Source organism: Brevibacillus reuszeri, from assembly GCF_001187725.1.
In the GTDB taxonomy this organism is placed as follows: domain Bacteria; phylum Bacillota; class Bacilli; order Brevibacillales; family Brevibacillaceae; genus Brevibacillus; species Brevibacillus reuszeri.
Window position 1 is genome coordinate 358,587 of the sequence record NZ_LGIQ01000005.1, and the last position, 16,258, is coordinate 374,844.

14 protein-coding genes and 1 tRNA gene are annotated in these 16,258 nt (G+C 48.8%); 11 read left to right on the top strand and 4 right to left on the bottom strand.

Annotated elements, in window-relative coordinates; translation table 11 throughout:
* Positions 1-9: 9 nt before the first annotated feature.
* Complete coding sequence (locus tag ADS79_RS05270) at positions 10-747, top strand: N-acetylmuramoyl-L-alanine amidase family protein (RefSeq protein WP_049737370.1); 738 nt, start codon at positions 10-12, stop codon at positions 745-747.
* On the opposite strand, the gene ADS79_RS05275 is transcribed toward ADS79_RS05270, so the two are convergent.
* On the bottom strand, positions 724-1,506 hold the full coding sequence (locus ADS79_RS05275; protein WP_049738145.1) for a divergent polysaccharide deacetylase family protein: 783 nt from the start codon (positions 1,504-1,506) through the stop codon (positions 724-726). The two genes, ADS79_RS05270 and ADS79_RS05275, sit on opposite strands and share 24 nt — an antisense overlap.
* A gap of 141 nt (positions 1,507-1,647) precedes the next feature.
* Here ADS79_RS05275 and polA point away from each other — a divergent pair, with 141 nt between their 5' ends.
* The 5 genes from polA to ADS79_RS05300 all read left to right on the top strand — a co-directional run bounded on the left by polA (position 1,648) and on the right by ADS79_RS05300 (position 7,679).
* Positions 1,648-4,302 (top strand): DNA polymerase I, encoded by a 2,655-nt coding sequence (gene polA / locus ADS79_RS05280; protein WP_049737371.1) that lies wholly within the window; start codon positions 1,648-1,650, stop codon positions 4,300-4,302.
* Positions 4,303-4,347: 45 nt separating this feature from the next.
* The gene (gene mutM, locus ADS79_RS05285) at positions 4,348-5,175 is read left to right on the top strand and encodes a DNA-formamidopyrimidine glycosylase (RefSeq protein ID WP_049737372.1); all 828 of its coding nucleotides are present in this window, start codon (positions 4,348-4,350) and stop codon (positions 5,173-5,175) included.
* A gap of 23 nt (positions 5,176-5,198) precedes the next feature.
* Positions 5,199-5,807, top strand: a complete 609-nt coding sequence (coaE, locus tag ADS79_RS05290) for a dephospho-CoA kinase (RefSeq protein ID WP_049737373.1) — start codon at positions 5,199-5,201, stop codon at positions 5,805-5,807.
* A complete protein-coding gene (locus ADS79_RS05295) occupies positions 5,804-6,367 on the top strand; it encodes a lytic transglycosylase domain-containing protein (protein WP_049737374.1) in 564 nt (187 codons plus the stop codon). Before coaE ends, ADS79_RS05295 begins: the two co-directional genes overlap by 4 nt.
* Before the next feature lie 265 nt (positions 6,368-6,632).
* Complete coding sequence (locus tag ADS79_RS05300) at positions 6,633-7,679, top strand: glyceraldehyde-3-phosphate dehydrogenase (RefSeq protein ID WP_049737375.1); 1,047 nt, start codon at positions 6,633-6,635, stop codon at positions 7,677-7,679.
* Positions 7,680-7,740: 61 nt separating this feature from the next.
* Here ADS79_RS05300 and ADS79_RS05305 read toward each other — a convergent pair whose 3' ends face one another.
* Positions 7,741-8,871 carry an HD-GYP domain-containing protein gene (locus ADS79_RS05305; RefSeq protein WP_049737376.1) on the bottom strand — a complete coding sequence of 377 codons (1,131 nt, stop codon included), beginning with the start codon at positions 8,869-8,871 and terminating at the stop codon, positions 7,741-7,743.
* Between the two features lie 137 nt (positions 8,872-9,008).
* Between ADS79_RS05305 and nrdR the strand changes: the two genes are divergently transcribed.
* From nrdR to dnaI, 3 genes are all read left to right on the top strand, one after another.
* A complete protein-coding gene (gene nrdR / locus ADS79_RS05310) occupies positions 9,009-9,497 on the top strand; it encodes a transcriptional regulator NrdR (protein WP_049737377.1) in 489 nt (162 codons plus the stop codon).
* Between the two features lie 152 nt (positions 9,498-9,649).
* Positions 9,650-11,098: a replication initiation and membrane attachment family protein gene (locus tag ADS79_RS05315; protein WP_049737378.1), complete on the top strand. Its 1,449-nt coding sequence runs from the start codon at positions 9,650-9,652 to the stop codon at positions 11,096-11,098.
* 7 nt (positions 11,099-11,105) lie between these two features.
* On the top strand, positions 11,106-12,047 hold the full coding sequence (gene dnaI / locus ADS79_RS05320; protein WP_049737379.1) for a primosomal protein DnaI: 942 nt from the start codon (positions 11,106-11,108) through the stop codon (positions 12,045-12,047).
* On the opposite strand, the gene ADS79_RS05325 is transcribed toward dnaI, so the two are convergent.
* Entirely contained in the window at positions 12,015-12,656 is a 642-nt protein-coding gene (locus ADS79_RS05325; RefSeq protein ID WP_236699888.1) for a YdcF family protein, read from the bottom strand. The genes dnaI and ADS79_RS05325 overlap by 33 nt on opposite strands.
* Positions 12,657-12,861: 205 nt before the next feature.
* Here ADS79_RS05325 and ADS79_RS05330 point away from each other — a divergent pair, with 205 nt between their 5' ends.
* Together ADS79_RS05330 and ADS79_RS05335 are read left to right on the top strand one after the other, a co-directional pair.
* On the top strand, positions 12,862-15,486 hold the full coding sequence (locus ADS79_RS05330; RefSeq protein WP_049737380.1) for an Ig-like domain-containing protein: 2,625 nt from the start codon (positions 12,862-12,864) through the stop codon (positions 15,484-15,486).
* 167 nt (positions 15,487-15,653) lie between these two features.
* Positions 15,654-15,729: transfer RNA gene (locus ADS79_RS05335), tRNA-Ala, on the top strand.
* Between the two features lie 179 nt (positions 15,730-15,908).
* On the opposite strand, the gene ADS79_RS35930 is transcribed toward ADS79_RS05335, so the two are convergent.
* Positions 15,909-16,142, bottom strand: coding sequence for a DinB family protein (locus ADS79_RS35930; protein WP_236699889.1), 234 nt, complete (start codon positions 16,140-16,142; stop codon positions 15,909-15,911).
* Between the last annotated feature and the right edge of the window lie 116 nt (positions 16,143-16,258).

Consider the following 16,258-nt stretch of genomic DNA (forward strand, 5'->3'; position numbering starts at 1 on the left):
CCTACAAGCATGAGACGCCGATATCCTAGAACCTTCATCGCTACGCTCCTGCTTGTGCTTATCTGTTTTCCAACCAAGAGTGAGGCAATACCGCTTACACCGATTCACATTTTAATTGACGTTGGCCATGGAGGTGTAGATTCCGGCACATCTTTTGGCAGCCTCTACGAAAAGGACATTAATTTGCAGGTTGCCAAACGCTTGTATCAGCAGTTGACAGATGTTGGCTACAGTGTAGCCCTGAACCGGGAAGAAGACATTGCCCTCAGTGACGACAATCGCTGGCTGAACAGTCGCTCCAGGCATCTTCGTGATCTCGCTCAGCGCAAAAATCTTGCCAAGGAAATGGTTCCGCAAATGATGCTCAGCCTGCATGTAAACTGGTCCTCCGATTCCGGACGCAGAGGTCCTGTAATCCTTTACCAAAGCAATGAGCAAAGCTACATGCTTGCAGACCTCTTGCAGAACTCGTTGAACCGTTTGGCAGGAAGCAAAGACAAGCCGGTAAAGGGCAAGACGTATTACGTGCTGCGGCATAATTACTGTCCCTCAGTCATCGTGGAGATGGGCTTTATCAGCAACGCAGCAGACCGACAGCTTTTGACAGACCCGAAAGGACAAGAAAAAATCGCCCAGGCCATTACGGATGCCGTGAGCGAATATGTGACCTTGACGGGGAATCTGAAAATGGAGGTATTTGCCGAAGAAAGCTGGTGGCAAAAGCTAGTGAACGGTTTGGTGAACTAATTTTGAGATCGTGACGAATTCGGCCTCCTTCTGAATGCGCGGAATGTACTGCCGCAGAACGGAGGCTGTTTTCTTGCCCGGAGGACCGACATGTCCGATCGCCACACAAATCGGATGAGTACCGATTCGCTTGCATATTTTTTCCATTTGTTGGGTGATGTGTGGGACCGAATACACATCGTCGAGAAAGATTTGGTTCTCGGTATGGGGAACCCCCATCTCTTGAGCAATTTTTGACGCTACGCTCTTATCCGTAGTGCGGCTGTCCAAATAAATCAACCCGCGTTCTTTGACGACACTCATGATGATGCGCATGATCCGCTCGTCTGCGGTTACCTTTGAGCCCATATGATTGTTCATCCCGATGGCATGCGGGACATCATCGATTGCCTTTTGGACCCGACTACGAATTTCCTCATCAGAGAGATCGGTCGTAATCGCACCTGGACCAAGCCAGGAACGCTTTCCTTTTACTGGCTCCATCGGCATGTGTACGAAAACATCATGTCCTTTTTGATGAGCGAGCTCGGCATCCTGCTTGGTGCTTGGCAAAAACGGCATGACTGCGACAGTGAGCGGTACAGGCAGCGCCAAAATTTCTGCGGTGCCGGACATATTGTTGCCGAAATCGTCGATGACAAAAGCAACCACCTTTTTCAGAGGGGTCTCCTGCTGCGTAGAGAGTGTAGCTGCACTGGTTTGACTGGTAGACACGAATAGAAGAACCGCTGCAAGCGAAAGTAATTTCCTCCAATACATATGATCGCCTTCCTTGTCCAATTTTTTCTTAGTTTGTTCAAGCGATTCATTCTTTACCCGCTTATTCACGGACTTGGCTTACATGATTCCCCTATGTTACGATTAAATATAGTAGTTTTGTAACGAGAGGGGTCGGATTCCTTGAGTCATTTTGTATTAATTGATGGAAACAGCGTTGCCAACCGGGCGTTTTATGCGCTTCCTTTGCTGTCCACTTCAGCAGGATTGCATACCAACGCCGTGCTGGGCTTTACTACCATGCTTTTAAAAGTGCTGGAGGAAATGAAGCCTACACATATCATGGTTGCGTTTGATGCAGGGAAAGTCGTATTTCGCCATACCGAGTATGCCGAGTACAAAGGAGGGCGCAGCAAAACCCCACCTGAGCTTTCTGAACAGTTTCCGCTGATTCGGGAGCTTTTGGACGCCTTTGCGATAAAACGCTTCGAGCTGGAAGGCTATGAGGCGGACGATATTATTGGAACGCTGACAAAAGAAGCAGACCAGAAGGAATGGAAAACGACGGTCATTACGGGTGACAAGGACATGCTCCAGCTCGTATCGGACCATGTTTCTGTTGCGTTGACCCGTAAAGGAGTCAGCGAGATTGAGCTGTACACGCCAGAAGAAATTCAGGAAAAATACGGCTTGAAGCCGCTGCAAATTATTGATCTCAAAGGGCTGATGGGCGATTCCTCCGACAATATTCCGGGCGTGCCTGGAGTTGGGGAGAAAACTGCGCTGAAGCTTTTACATGAATACGGTTCAGTAGAAGAGGTTTTGGCAAATGTCGATCGGGTCTCCGGGAAAAAGCTCCAGGAGAACCTGCGTGAAAATGTCGACAAGGCAAACATGAGTAAAGCATTGGCAACGATTTTGCGAGAAGCACCAGTCGAGCTGGATGTGCAGCAGACGGAGTTCCCTGGCTATGATGGTCTCGCCCTTAGCGATTTCTTTAAAAAGATGGAATTCAAATCGCTGCTCTCCAAAATCAAAGTAACGCAGGATATGAGCGAGAATGGAGAAGCAAGCGAGGCAACGCCGTTTGCTTTTGAAATCGTCACGGAGGAAACGACTGAAAAATACACGGATAAGCTGACGACCCCGATGGCTGTCTACATCGAAATGGATGGCGACAATTATCATCATGCGCCGATTCTTGGCTTTGGTATCGCGGCGGAAGGGACGACCCTGTACGTACCATGGGATGTAGCCAAGGAGTGGAAGGCACTCGGGTCCTGGCTGGCAGATGCGTCCAAGGAAAAATGGGTGTTTGACGGCAAGCGTGACACGGTTGGACTGGCTTGGCATGAGCTGCCCGTGGCTGGTATCGGCTTTGATGTTTATCTGGCCTCGTATCTTTTGAACGCGACCGAAAGCAATCATACGCTGGACAGCATTGCGAGCCAATATGCGCAGGTCAGAGTGAGACCAGACGAAGACGTATACGGCAAAGGGGCAAAGCGACTCGTGCCGGAGACGGACGTGCTGAGCGAGCATGTGGCGCATAAAGCAGCAGCGATTTGGCAAAGTGTTCAGGTGTTGCGCGAGCAGCTTGTGGAGAATGAGATGGGATCGCTTCTAAACGATCTTGAAGCTCCCCTGAGCATGGTTCTGGCTCTCATGGAGAAGCAAGGCATCAAGGTCAATCGGGAGCGTCTCGAGCAGATGGGCGAGGAGCTGGATAGCAAGCTGGCGGACTTGACCACGCAAATATATGAACTCGCAGGCGGAGAACCTTTTAACATCAATTCACCGAAGCAGTTGGGCGAGATCTTGTTTGACCGACTGGCACTGCCTGTCTTGAAAAAAACAAAGACGGGTCCATCCACGAGCGCAGACGTTTTGGAAAAGCTGGCACCGTATCACCCGATCATCGATGCCATTCTCACCTTCCGTCAGCTCGGCAAGCTGCGCTCTACGTATATTGAAGGCTTGACTAAAGAGATTCACACGAAGACGAGCAAGGTTCATACGCTCTACAATCAGGCGACAACGGCTACCGGCCGTCTGTCCAGCACGGACCCGAATCTGCAAAATATCCCGATTCGAATGGAGGAAGGCAGAAAGATCCGCGAAGCGTTTACCCCGTCTGAGGATGGCTGGTACATGCTTGCGGCTGACTACTCCCAAATCGAACTGCGTATTTTGGCGCATATTTCCGGTGACGAAAACCTGATCGATGCTTTCCGTAAAGGCATGGATATTCATACGCGCACCGCGATGGATGTATTTGGCGTCAGCGAAGAGGACGTGACTTCCTTGATGCGTCGCCAAGCCAAGGCGGTTAACTTTGGTATCGTGTATGGAATCAGTGACTATGGTCTGTCGCAGAACCTGAACATTACTCGCAAGGAAGCTGCAGACTTCATCGAGCGATACTTCGACGTATTCGCAGGGGTGAAGCAGTGGATGGAAGAAATCGTGAAAGAGGCCAAGCAGGACGGCTATGTGACGACCTTGCTGCACCGCCGCCGCTACCTGCCAGATATCCGCAGCAGCAATTTCAACCTGCGGTCCTTTGCCGAGCGTACCGCGATGAATACGCCGATCCAGGGAACAGCAGCAGATGTGATCAAGCTCGCAATGATTCGCATGCAGGAGGCACTGGTCGAAAAAGGACTTGCCAGCCGTATGCTTTTGCAGGTACACGATGAATTGGTCTTCGAGGTGCCGGAAGATGAACTGGAGATCATGCAGAAGCTGGTACCAGAGGTTATGGAGAGTGCGCTTGCGCTTAATGTCCCACTAAAGGTAGACGTCAATTACGGTCGCAGCTGGTATGAGGCAAAATAAGCCCAGACAGAAAAGACAGCTCTAGCAGCGAGAGGAGGAGGCCATATGCCAGAATTACCTGAGGTAGAAACCGTCGTTCGGACACTTAAAGGGCTGGTATTGGGGAAAACAATCGAGCGAGTCAGTGTCTTTTTGCCCCGCATCATTCGTACGCCGGATGATGTGGAGGCATTTAAGGCGCATCTTGCTGGACAAACCATACAGGACATCACGCGACGTGCGAAATTCATTCAATTTTTTCTTGACCAGGACGTGCTCATCTCCCATTTGCGCATGGAAGGACGCTATGGGCTGTATCAGTACGATGAGCCGGTAGAAAAGCATACGCATGTCATATTCCACTTTACGGACAAGACAGAGCTGCGCTATCGCGATGTTCGTCAGTTTGGCACGATGGATTTGTATCCGCGCGGGATGGAGACCAGCACGGGACCGCTCGCCAAGCTTGGTGTGGAACCACTTGAGGAGAGCTTCACAGCTGATGCTTTGAAGCGACTGTTAAAAGGACGTCCAACAAAAATTAAACCACTTCTTTTGAACCAGGAATGTATTGTAGGACTGGGGAATATTTATGTGGACGAGTCCCTTTTTAAAGCGGGGATCCATCCTGAGCGTCCTGCCGGGAAGCTGACGGGAAAACAGGTCATTTCACTACACCAAAGCATTGTTGCGACACTGTCTGAAGCAGTGGAGCAGGGCGGCAGCTCGATCAAGTCATATGTGAACGGACAAGGCGAGATGGGCATGTTTCAGCAATCGCTTCTGGTGTACGGCAGAAAAGAAGAGCCTTGTGTCAATTGTGGAACAGAAATTATCCGTTTTGTCGTGGGTGGTAGAGGGACACATATTTGCCCTCTTTGCCAGAAAAAGTAAAGAAGTACGATCGGGAGAGGAGGATGAACATGATATTAGGATTAACGGGCGGAATTGCTACTGGAAAAAGCACGGTGACAGCCATGCTCAGAGAACGTGGCATCCCAGTCATCGATGCTGACCAGATTGCTCGCGAGGTTGTCGAGCCAGGAAAGCCTGCTTACGAAGCGATTGTCCGTCATTTTGGCCGTGATATTTTGCTTGAGGATGGTCAGATCGATCGTAAAAAACTGGGCGAAGTCGTTTTTTCAGACGAGTCCGAGCGTCAAAAACTGAATGCCATCGTTCATCCCGAGGTGCGGCGAGTCATGAGGCAAGAAGCGGAAGCAGCAGAAGCGAATGGTGAACAGATCGTATTTATGGATATTCCGCTCTTGTATGAAAGCAAGCTGCAGTATTTGGTGGAGAAAATTGTCGTGGTCTATGCACCTGGCGACATGCAGCTGGCGCGAATGATGGAACGAGATGAGCTGGATGAAGAGCAGGCGAAGAAACGGCTGCGAGCGCAATTTCCCATTGATCAGAAGAAGCTCGAAGCGGACTTTTTGATTGATAATTCCCAGTCTCGCGAAGAAACACAACGTCAGGTGGAAGACTTATTGACTGTGATTCGCGCGGAGCCTGGATCATGAAATCAAGCCAACGGGCAGCGGTGATTTTGCTTGTTTTGATGAGTGTTTTTTTGCTGCTCAATACGCCCCTTGTTTGGAAGTGGATGTACCCGATCAAATTTCAAAACGAAATCGTGAGGGCATCTCAAAAATTTCAGGTGGACCCTCATCTGATTCTCGCGGTGATCCGCTCCGAGAGTGGGTTCAAAACCGATCGTGTCTCGAAAAAGGGAGCAATAGGCCTGATGCAAATCATGCCGGATACGGCTGAGTGGATTGTAAAACAGGCGAACCTGCGCCCGAGAGATAATCAATATTTATATGATCCGGTCATGAATATAGAGATTGGTACGTGGTATTTGAATTTTTTGCTTACACGCTACGAGGGTGATGTCACCAAAGTCATTGCCGCCTATAATGCGGGCCCAGGAAAAGTAAGCGGCTGGCTGACTACGGAGCAATGGAACGGACGCCGGGAGTCGATCGAGGATATTCCGTTCGGAGAGACTCGCTTGTACGTACAGCGCGTACTATATTATCATGATCGTTACAAAAACATTTACGACTTCCAATTGCACTAAAGGCCGCTTCTCTTATTCAGGGGAAGCGGCTTTCGTCATATCGAGGTACTTGATCTGTGATAAGGATTTTTACCTCTGTCAAAAGACATAGTTTAGCCAGGCATTCGCAGAGAATGGACAGCCTAGAGGAAAACACAATGAGCAAAATAGCAGGGGTAAATCGTCCAAATATTTATTTTTCAGTAAAACACATTGATAATTGTGTCATACTTATTATAATGAAGATAACAGATAAGCGTAGCTTAATTGCGAAAGGGGTTTCTATATGACAATCAAAATTGCTATTAATGGTTTCGGCCGTATTGGACGCATGGTATTCCGCCGCGCTGTTCAAGACCCCAACATTGAAATCGTTGCAATCAATGCCAGCTATCCAGCGGAGACGCTTGCCCATTTGTTGAAGTACGACACCATTCATGGACGCCTGCAGAATAAAGTGGAAGTACAAGACAACAAAATCCTCGTAGATGGCAAACCGACCATTGTTTTGTCTGATCGTGATCCGCTCAAGCTGCCTTGGGGAGAGCTCGGCGTAGAGATCGTAGTAGAAGCGACTGGCAAATTCAAAGATCGCGAAGGTGCTGGCAAGCATCTGCAAAGCGGTGCGAAAAAAGTGGTTATCACTGCACCAGCAAAAGAAGAAGATGCAACCATCGTGATGGGTGTAAACGAAGGCATCTATGAGCATGCGAATCATCACATCGTCTCCAATGCTTCCTGCACAACCAATTGCCTCGCTCCAGTGGCAAAAGTGTTGAACGACGCATTCGGAATCGAGCAAGGCTTGATGACTACGATTCACTCACTCACAAACGACCAAGTAAACATCGACAATCCACATAAAGACCTGCGTCGTGCGCGTGCAGCAGGTGAATCCATCATTCCTACCACGACTGGTGCTGCTCGTGCGGTAGGAAAAGTATTGCCTGAGCTGAACGGCAAGCTCAACGGCTTCTCCCTGCGTGTACCTACTCCTAACGTTTCTGTTGTGGACCTGGTTGTAAACACCAGGAAGCCAGTAACTGTTGAAGAAGTGAATCGTGTACTGCGCGAAGCGAGCGAAGACAGCATGAAGGGTTACATTGAATTCTGCGAAGAGCCACTCGTATCGAGCGACTTTATCGGCAATGACAATTCCTCCATCATTGATGCTCTGTCTACGATGGTGATGGGTACAAACCAAGTGAAGGTGATCGCTTGGTACGATAACGAGTGGGGCTATTCCTGCCGTGTCGTTGATCTGGTGCGCCACGTATCCGAGATGCACAATCAATCCACACAAAAAGAAGCAGCTGCCGCAGGTGTAAACTAATTTTTTTGCACAAAAGGAAACACCCCCTTGCAAACGGAGCAAGGGGGTGTTTCCCTATGATTTAGGAAGGGGTATCCTCAGACATACCACCGAGACTAAATAACTCATCATCTTCAAAGCCAACAATGAACAGCTTGATATTTTCTTTAAGATTCAAATCGAATGGAGTGTGAACGTCGTTGCCGCGACCGTCCTTTAAAATTCGTACGATAGGGCGATGGGAATAGTCGGGATCGACTTTGGAGACGACTCCGATTTCCCCGGTGTTCAGGACGACGCTGCTTCCGATTGGGAAAATGGCGATATGCTTGATAAAGGCATTGACCAGCGTGTGCTCAAACAAATGACCGCCAGAACCGAGCAAATATTCAAGCGCGTCTTGAGGCATGTAGCGCTTTCTCCACGGGCGTGGGGAGGTCAGGGAATCATAAATGTCGCAAATACCAACGATCTGCGCATATTCATGAATTTGCTTACCCGAAAGCCCTTGCGGATAGCCACTTCCATTTAGCCGCTCGTGGTGCTGCAAACAGACATGTGCAGACAAAAGTGAGATGTCATGCTGTTTTCTAAGCAGGTTAAAACCGAGCGTAGTATGCTGTTTGGCGATTTCCCGTTCTTCTTCGGTCCAACGCTCTTTCTTTTGGACCAGCTCTTCTGGTAAGCTGACTTTTCCGATATCATGCAGCATGGCGCCAACACCGAGCTGCATCAGCTGTGTCCGATTGTAGCCCAGAGACATGCCTACAGCAGTCGCCAGTACAGCTACGTTGACAGAATGATGATACAGCGATGGCGAGTGCGTAGAGATCGTTGTCAGATGTCCAACCATTTGCTTGTTTAGCATCAGGTCGTCCAGAATGGAGCTGAAGGCACGTTGAAAGTGAAGACCCATTTCTTTAAGTGAAATTTTCCGAGCCAATTTGTTTGAGTTGGTGATCTGCTTGATCGTCTTTTCGATTGCCTCCACAGCGACTTGTCTGGTTTGCGGACGAATAACCTCTTCAACCACGATGTCTGCCGTGCGGGGATCATCAATGTAGACGGAATCAATGCCAGAACGCTCCAGTCCCCCAATCAGGCGCTCTGTGAGGAGCATCCCGACCCCTAGCAATACTTTGCCGTCTTCAGTGAAAACGGTACGGCCCAGCTTCATACCTGGCTGGACATGTCTTAAAGATACTAAACGCATTCCAATCCCTCCAACAGTACCCATATTGTACTCCATTCGACTTATGCTTTAAATAGGTACAAGGATTGACTTGACTTATGAAGGGAAGATGAGGGACACTGTAGACAAGTATCGTAGGCATTGGAGTTGATTTTGATATGCGTTGTCCATTCTGCGAGTATAATGGGACTAGAGTCCTAGATTCACGTCCTTTCAATAATAATAAATCCATTCGTCGTCGGCGCGAATGTGAACAATGTGAACGTCGTTTCACTACATTTGAAATGGTAGAGGAAACCCCTCTTTTAATTGTAAAAAAAGATGGCACCCGTGAAGAGTTCAATCGGGACAAGATTTTGCGGGGCTTGGTTCGCGCATGTGAAAAGCGGCCAGTACCACTGGAAGTATTGGAGCATGTCGTAAATGACATTGAAAAAGAGCTGCGCAGCTGCGGCCAAGCGGAGGTCCCCAGCAATGATGTCGGGGAAAAGGTCATGGAGCGTTTGTACCACGTAGATGAAGTGGCATACGTTCGTTTTGCCTCCGTTTATCGCCAGTTCAAGGATATCAATGTGTTTATGAAGGAACTGGAGGAGCTTTTGGCTCAAGCTCGCAACAGCCATTCCCTCTTTCCGCCCAAGGAGTAAGGAGCGGCTGATTGATTCCCATATTTGTTCCCGCCTTGCTCTCGCGAATCACTCGCAGGAGCTTCTTTGGCTTTCCCACTGATTTAAACAGCGATTGCTTACGTGCCATGCTATAATAAGAGAATCGAGATTGGTCAGGAAGGAAAGAGCCGATGCGTCGTTTAGTTTGGAACGAATTGTTGCCAAAGGATCGTTATGTGGTGCGAATAGTGAGACCGATCAGCTTTGCCGAGACAGGCTTTGTTACACAGCTGTATTTGCCGCTCATCGGCGTCGAGTCGTATTCGCTCTATCAATTGCTCGTCCATGGCGTACAGGAAATCAGTGCGGCTACGACCGAAGGGACACATCGCAGCTTGATGCTCACCACCTCCTTGTCGCTTGATCGGCTTTTGGATGCGCGTGAACGCTTGGAGGCGATGGGACTTTTAGAGGTACGCCGTCGCGAAAATCAGCAGCGTGATTACTACTATGAATATTTGGTGAAGCCGCCGCTTACTCCGAGCGAGTTTTTTGCCGATTATGTACTGTCACTGATGCTGTTAAACAAAATTGAAAATATCCGCTTCCAGCAGTTGCGACAGCTCTATGCTGACGTGCTCGGGAATCAGCTGGATCAGGAATATTCCAACGTCGAAAATATAACCAAGGATTTTCATGAAGTTTTTCAATCCTTGAAGCCGTCAGAATTAGAAGTCAAGAAGGGCTCCGAGAGAGAGCAATTTTTGACGGAAATGGAGACGAGCTTTCCGCAGGCAGCTCTCAAATCGAACTATGAGGCGCAGGTGAACCATCCGCTCAGTGTCTCATCGTTACGTCTTTATTTGCCGGACAATGCAGATTCAGCTAAAGTGCTGGATGGCAGCAGCATGGAGCTTTTGTACCAGTTGTGCCATTTTTATCAGCTGGATAGCTGGGGAATGGGCCAGGAGCTGCGTGATTGGACGTTGTACAAGGCAGATCGGAGTCTGGATGGGGAAGTACTGCGCAAGCGCTTAGTTCAGCGCTACACGGAGGACAAGCTGTACCGCAATACACCAGCAGCTACAACTGGTGACGATGAGTGGGGGCCTGGCAGATTGCCCGAGCCAGGCAGTGAAGCATTTGTACGGGCCTGTCGCCTGTTGTCTCCTCTTGCCCTGTTGGAACGGGTAGTGGGCGGCAGAGTCAGCAAGGTGTTTCTGGATCGTGCGGAGACGCTTGTATTTGCTGATGGACTGCAGCCTGAGGTAGCCAATGCATTGATTTTGCACACACTTGCCAGTATGCAGATGGAATTGCCAAAAGCGTATATGGAGACGATTCGCGATAGCTGGAAGGCCAAGCGGATTGCAACCGTAGACGAGGCTGTGAAGCAAATCCTTGATCGGGCCGACCAGCGGGCACAGACCCAGGAGAAGACAAAAGGCAGCAAGAAGGAATCTGCCCCTGTGCGTCGGAATGGTCGCGCTGTCCTGCAAGACAAGCTGCCAGCGTCAGTAGAGTGGCAATTGGCGCAAGAGAGCAGCGCAAATGAATCTACAAAAGGGAAACTCATATCAGATGATCCCGAACTGAGCAAGATGCTGGAATCATTACGCAAAAGACCGAAAGGAGAGTGAGTGCTAGATGGAATCCATCGGTGATTTTATGAAAGAGCTAACCAAAAGGACACCGCGCCAAATATTGTCTCCCGATGAGCAGCTGGACAAGATGTTTCGCTCCAGTGCTTATTTGCAGGCATTTTCACAAGAGCATCCAGAGATAAGCCGAGATGACTACTTGAGCTCTCTCTCCAATGTATATACGGCGGTAAAGGAGCAGTACTGGTGTGAGCGTTGCCCGGGACTCGATCATTGCCCCAATTTGGTAAAAGGGCATCGAACACAGCTTGATCGGGTCAACAATACGATTGTAAGCGCCATTGCTCCCTGTAAAAAGCAGATGTCGCATGAAGAGGATTTGAAGCGTAGACGCCTGATGCGCAGCTACTATGCTTCTGAGGAAACAATGACAGCGAGCTTTGACAAGCTGGAGCACGATATGGGCAATCGGGCAGCTGTGGCAGCAGCTATCCAGTTTTGCAATCAGCTTGAGGCTGGTGAGCGGGTCAAGGGCTTGTATCTCCACGGTCCGTTTGGTGTCGGGAAAAGCTATTTGATGGGGGCGATTGCTCATCAGCTTTCCTTGAGCCATATTGCGTCGCTGTTGGTCTACGTCCCTGACTTTATCCGCGAGATGAAGGACTCGATTTCAGACCAATCCTATGTAGGAAAGCTGGAGCTGCTCAAGGATGTACCTGTGCTCATCCTCGATGATATCGGCGCGGAAAATTTGACACCGTGGGTACGTGATGAGATTTTGGGTGTGATTTTAAACCAGCGGGCGAATAATCATTTGCCGACACTGTTCACCTCCAACTACTCACTGGAAGAGCTGGAGGAGCACTTGTCTATCTCCAACGGAAACCGGATTGAACGAACCAAAGCGGCTCGAATCATGGAACGCATCCGCCATTTCGTGGAAGTACATGAGATTCTACGCAAGAATCACCGCGTGGAGCGAGTGTAGTAAAAAACGAGAGAACTCCCAGTGAGTGAGGGCGAGCACCTCACGAGAACGGTGATAAGGTCCAAACAAGACCTTGGACTCTATACCGACTGGCGAGACAGACATTCCTAAAGAATCGGCCATGACTACTGCGCGAGCGAGATGGTAGTCGTGGCTGATGATAAGTGCATCCCGCATATTGTGTGCTTCCATGACCTGCTGGCTATACAGCAGGTTTTCGTATGTACTCGTAGACTGTGACTCTAGCAGGATTTTTTCTGCCGGGACGCCATGCTCGATTAAATAGTTTCTCATGGCGGCTGCTTCTGTTACTTTTTTGCCTTCTCCCAAACCACCCGATACCAACAGATACGGGACATACCCGTCCTGATAGAGCGAAAGCGCCTCATTCAGACGCTCTTGCAGACTTGGACTTGGCTTCTCACCCCACACAGCTGCTCCCAGCACAATGCCTACATCGGCGTGCGTGGGTACGGCTTTTTGCAAGGTTTGCTCGATCTGGTACCAGCAGTAGCCGGACCACGAGACACAGATAGCAAGCATGAGAGCAAGGCAAACAAGGAACCTTCGCAGCATGCTCTTTTTTGATCGTTTATGTGTGTAAGTCACGTTTCGTCGTCTCCCTTGTTCGAAGCATTTGCCAGAAAGAGATAGTCTCTCCCTCCTATATAGACGAGCGAAAATCCGCGTAGTTACAGGGCTTGACACATACCTGACATAAAAAACTAGTAAATTATATCCCTGAGTAGCCGATATAGTAAGGGTGGAATGGTTTCGAAAAACAGCAAATTACATACTTGCGGGGAGGCTAGCAATGTTCTGGAAAAAAACGATGCTCTTGTTTCTGGCCGTCCTACTATTTGTAGGAACCGGAAACGCAGGGAAAGGATTGGCTGCAGAGGAAATCAGCCGCTTGGTTCTTTCCAAGAATGAAGTGACGTTGGAGAATGGAGATTCCGTACTTTTGACCGCGACAGCGATTTATGTGAGCGGGAAAACGGAGGACGTCGGAGTCAAGACAAATTGGTCCAGTCAAAACCCGGAGATCGCTTCGGTATATGCAGGACAAATTACGGCGAAAAGCGTAGGGACAACGGTCGTGACGGCAGAGTACATGGGCAAGCCCGTCATTGTAAGTGTCACTGTTACGAAAAAAGTGAAAGCACTGACTTTGGATCAACAGAATTTGAATGTTCGTATCGGCGACTCAAAGGACGTTAATCTGACTGCGATTTACAGCGAAGGTGAACCGGAAGTGGTAACTGCAAAAGCAGACTGGACGGTTGACAATACCGCTGTTGCAGCAGTCATTAACGGTAAAATTACGGGACTGAGCTCCGGTACTGCTACAGTAACGGCTAAGTTCGGTAGCAAGACAACGAGTATTCCGGTCAGCGTCGAGATCGCCCACAGACTCGAGCCGAGCAAAACACAGGTATCCTTGCTTCTGGGCAATGAGCAGCTGAAAAGCGAAACGATCACGGTGAGTGCCATTTTCCCTGATGGCAACGTGGAACAGGATGTAGCAGCGAAAGCAGAATGGTCCTCGGACAACCCGGATGTCGCAGATGCCCTCAAAGGTAAGATTACTGCGTACGGAGCGGGAACAGCTACGATTACAGCAAAATACGGAACAAAAACGGCTACGATCAAAGTAGATGTAGATACAACACAGAAGCTTGAAGTAACGCCACAAAATATGTTCCTGCATGTAGGCAAGGATCAAGCGGTTGAGCTGAAAGCCACCTATGCAAACGGTGGAACAGCAACGATAGTAAACGACAAAGCAGAATGGTCTTCGGATCGTGAAAGTGTTGCGTATTACAGCAACGGCAAAATTTTCGCTGTATCTTCTGGTGAAGCAATCATCACAGCCAAATACGGAAACAAAACGATTCAAGTGAATGTTGACGTAGAAGTGCCGCGTGCGCTGGATATCGTTCCTTCCTACTTGACGATGAAAAGTGGAGAGACCAAAGCGATTGGCGATACAAACGGCGTAACGGTAAAAGCAACGTATGCAAATGGAACAACCGAGACGATCACGGACAAGCTGGAATGGTCCTCGGATAATGCAGACATCGTGTTTGCAGGTGGCAACAAAATCTCGGCTTACAAGGCTGGGGCAGCTACCCTGACAGCTAAATACGGTGGCAAAACTGCAACACTTATTGTAGATGTAGACGTTCCACAAAGCCTGACAGCAGATGTAACCAAAGTCGCTCTGCAAATTGGTGATGGGAAGCAAGTAACGGTAACGGCTACGTATCCAGATGGAAATTCTACAAGTGAAAATGTGACGCAAAAAGTCGTTTGGACTTCTAGCGCTCCTGCAGTCGCAACAGTGCGTCAAGGCTTGATCACAGGGGTAGCGACTGGTTCAGCAACGGTAACAGCTACCTACGGCACACGCACGATTTCCATCCCGGTATCGGTTGGTGTGGTACAGTCCTTGACCGTAGACAAGAAAAAGCTCGTCATGAGCAAGGATGATTCCGAAAAAGTAAAACTGACGGCTACTTATTCAGATAACACGACCAAAGATGTCAGTGCGGATGCGACCTGGAGCACAGCTTCTGCTGCAATCGCTGAAGTGAACCAAGGAAATATTACAGCAGTTGGATCAGGAAAAACGACCATTACCGCCAGCTTTGACGGCAAAACCATCACGATTGCAGTAGAGGTCGACCAGGCATCCACCCTGTCTGTAGATCCAAAAATGCTGATTTTAAACGTAGGTGAGACAGCAGATATCAAGCTCACTGCAACAGACTCTTCGAATGCTTCAAGCAATGTGACCAAGGATGCAGAATGGACCTCCACGAACCTCAAGGTTGCTGATGTGACCAACGGTACAGTGAAGGCTCTCACCAGCGGACGTGCGACGATCACAGCCAAATACGGTGGAAAATCCATCAGCATTCCGGTTGAAGTCGGCATTGTAACCAAGCTGGAGGCAGACAGACGCTTTGTTTCTACCAAGACAGGAAGCACAGTGAACGTAGTATTGACCGCGACCTTCTCCGATGGACGTACGATGAATGTTACCAGCTTGGCCGATTGGAAAACGAGCAACTACAAAGTAGCAGACGTTACCAAAGGACAAATCACTGGTCGTGCTTACGGAAAGGCGACTGTCACTGCAAAATACAACGATAAGACCGTATCCATCCCTGTAGATGTCGATACATTGAAATACTTGAAAACGGATGTTGTCCAGATCGTGATGAGCAAAGGGGAAGTCAAGCAGGTAAGTGCGATTGCTACCTATATGGACGGCTCCGAAACGAATGTCACCAAGCCGGCTCTCTGGACCACCTCACGCTTGCTCGTAGCGGATGTGAAGGATGGCGTGATCAAGGCGACAGGATCGGGTAAAGCGACGATTTACGTGTCCTACGGCGGCAAGAAAACGCCGATCGTGGTAACAGTGAAGTAGGGAAGATAGACAAGCTTGCATGGGGATTAAAGAAAGAGCCAACCGGTGATTTTGTCGGTTGGCTTTTTCAATGGGAAAGGGGTTTTTTAGGTATTTTTTCTTGCAGTGTAATATGGCGTTATGCTATACTAAATTCACTGAGGCGGTAAACGCTGGAAGAACAATATGGGGCATTAGCTCAGCTGGGAGAGCGCTACACTGGCAGTGTAGAGGTCAGCGGTTCGATCCCGCTATGCTCCACCATATGATAGACATTAAAACCCTTGAGAAATCAGGGGTTTTCGTCATTTTAGGGATGGCAGCCAACCAGAGGATATGACCATTTAGGTCTGTTGGGGACGAATTGGGGACGGATTATTTTACACCTTTCTTCAACCCGCTGAACGCGACTGCCGCTCTTTTATTCATGTCTGCAAGGACAATTATCTCACAAATCTAATAAAGTCAACATGAACTGGTTCAATACCAACTGCTCGAAGTCGTGAGTTAATCTGTCCTCGGTGATACTGACCATGCAATGCTACATGAGTTAAAATATCCCGTACAGAATACCTAAACTCTCTTCCTTTACTATTCGTGCAGGCGATTATTTTATCTAGGTCAGTATTTGCCAAATTCGTAAAAAAAGCTGTGAAGCTCTCTTCATTTTGTTTCATAAGTTCTGCTCAGATCTCTAAATCGCTCTCCGACCATATGGGAAGTTGTGAACAGTCCATTCCACGTAATCTAGTAATCCATATTTTTTCTGCATGAAGGATATGGGAAAATAAAC

Excerpts from the sequence above, each read along its gene's own strand:
- coaE (WP_049737373.1), top strand. The coding sequence starts at position 5,199 with ATGAACATGATATTAGGATTAACGGGCGGAATTGCTACTGGAAAAAGC.
- dnaI (WP_049737379.1), top strand. The coding sequence starts at position 11,106 with ATGGAATCCATCGGTGATTTTATGAAAGAGCTAACCAAAAGGACACCG.
- ADS79_RS05300 (WP_049737375.1), top strand. The coding sequence starts at position 6,633 with ATGACAATCAAAATTGCTATTAATGGTTTCGGCCGTATTGGACGCATG.
- ADS79_RS05270 (WP_049737370.1), top strand. The coding sequence starts at position 10 with ATGAGACGCCGATATCCTAGAACCTTCATCGCTACGCTCCTGCTTGTG.
- ADS79_RS05305 (WP_049737376.1), bottom strand. The coding sequence starts at position 8,871 with ATGCGTTTAGTATCTTTAAGACATGTCCAGCCAGGTATGAAGCTGGGC.
- ADS79_RS05295 (WP_049737374.1), top strand. The coding sequence starts at position 5,804 with ATGAAATCAAGCCAACGGGCAGCGGTGATTTTGCTTGTTTTGATGAGT.
- nrdR (WP_049737377.1), top strand. The coding sequence starts at position 9,009 with ATGCGTTGTCCATTCTGCGAGTATAATGGGACTAGAGTCCTAGATTCA.
- mutM (WP_049737372.1), top strand. The coding sequence starts at position 4,348 with ATGCCAGAATTACCTGAGGTAGAAACCGTCGTTCGGACACTTAAAGGG.
- ADS79_RS05315 (WP_049737378.1), top strand. The coding sequence starts at position 9,650 with ATGCGTCGTTTAGTTTGGAACGAATTGTTGCCAAAGGATCGTTATGTG.
- ADS79_RS05330 (WP_049737380.1), top strand. The coding sequence starts at position 12,862 with ATGTTCTGGAAAAAAACGATGCTCTTGTTTCTGGCCGTCCTACTATTT.
- ADS79_RS35930 (WP_236699889.1), bottom strand. The coding sequence starts at position 16,142 with ATGAAACAAAATGAAGAGAGCTTCACAGCTTTTTTTACGAATTTGGCA.
- ADS79_RS05275 (WP_049738145.1), bottom strand. The coding sequence starts at position 1,506 with ATGTATTGGAGGAAATTACTTTCGCTTGCAGCGGTTCTTCTATTCGTG.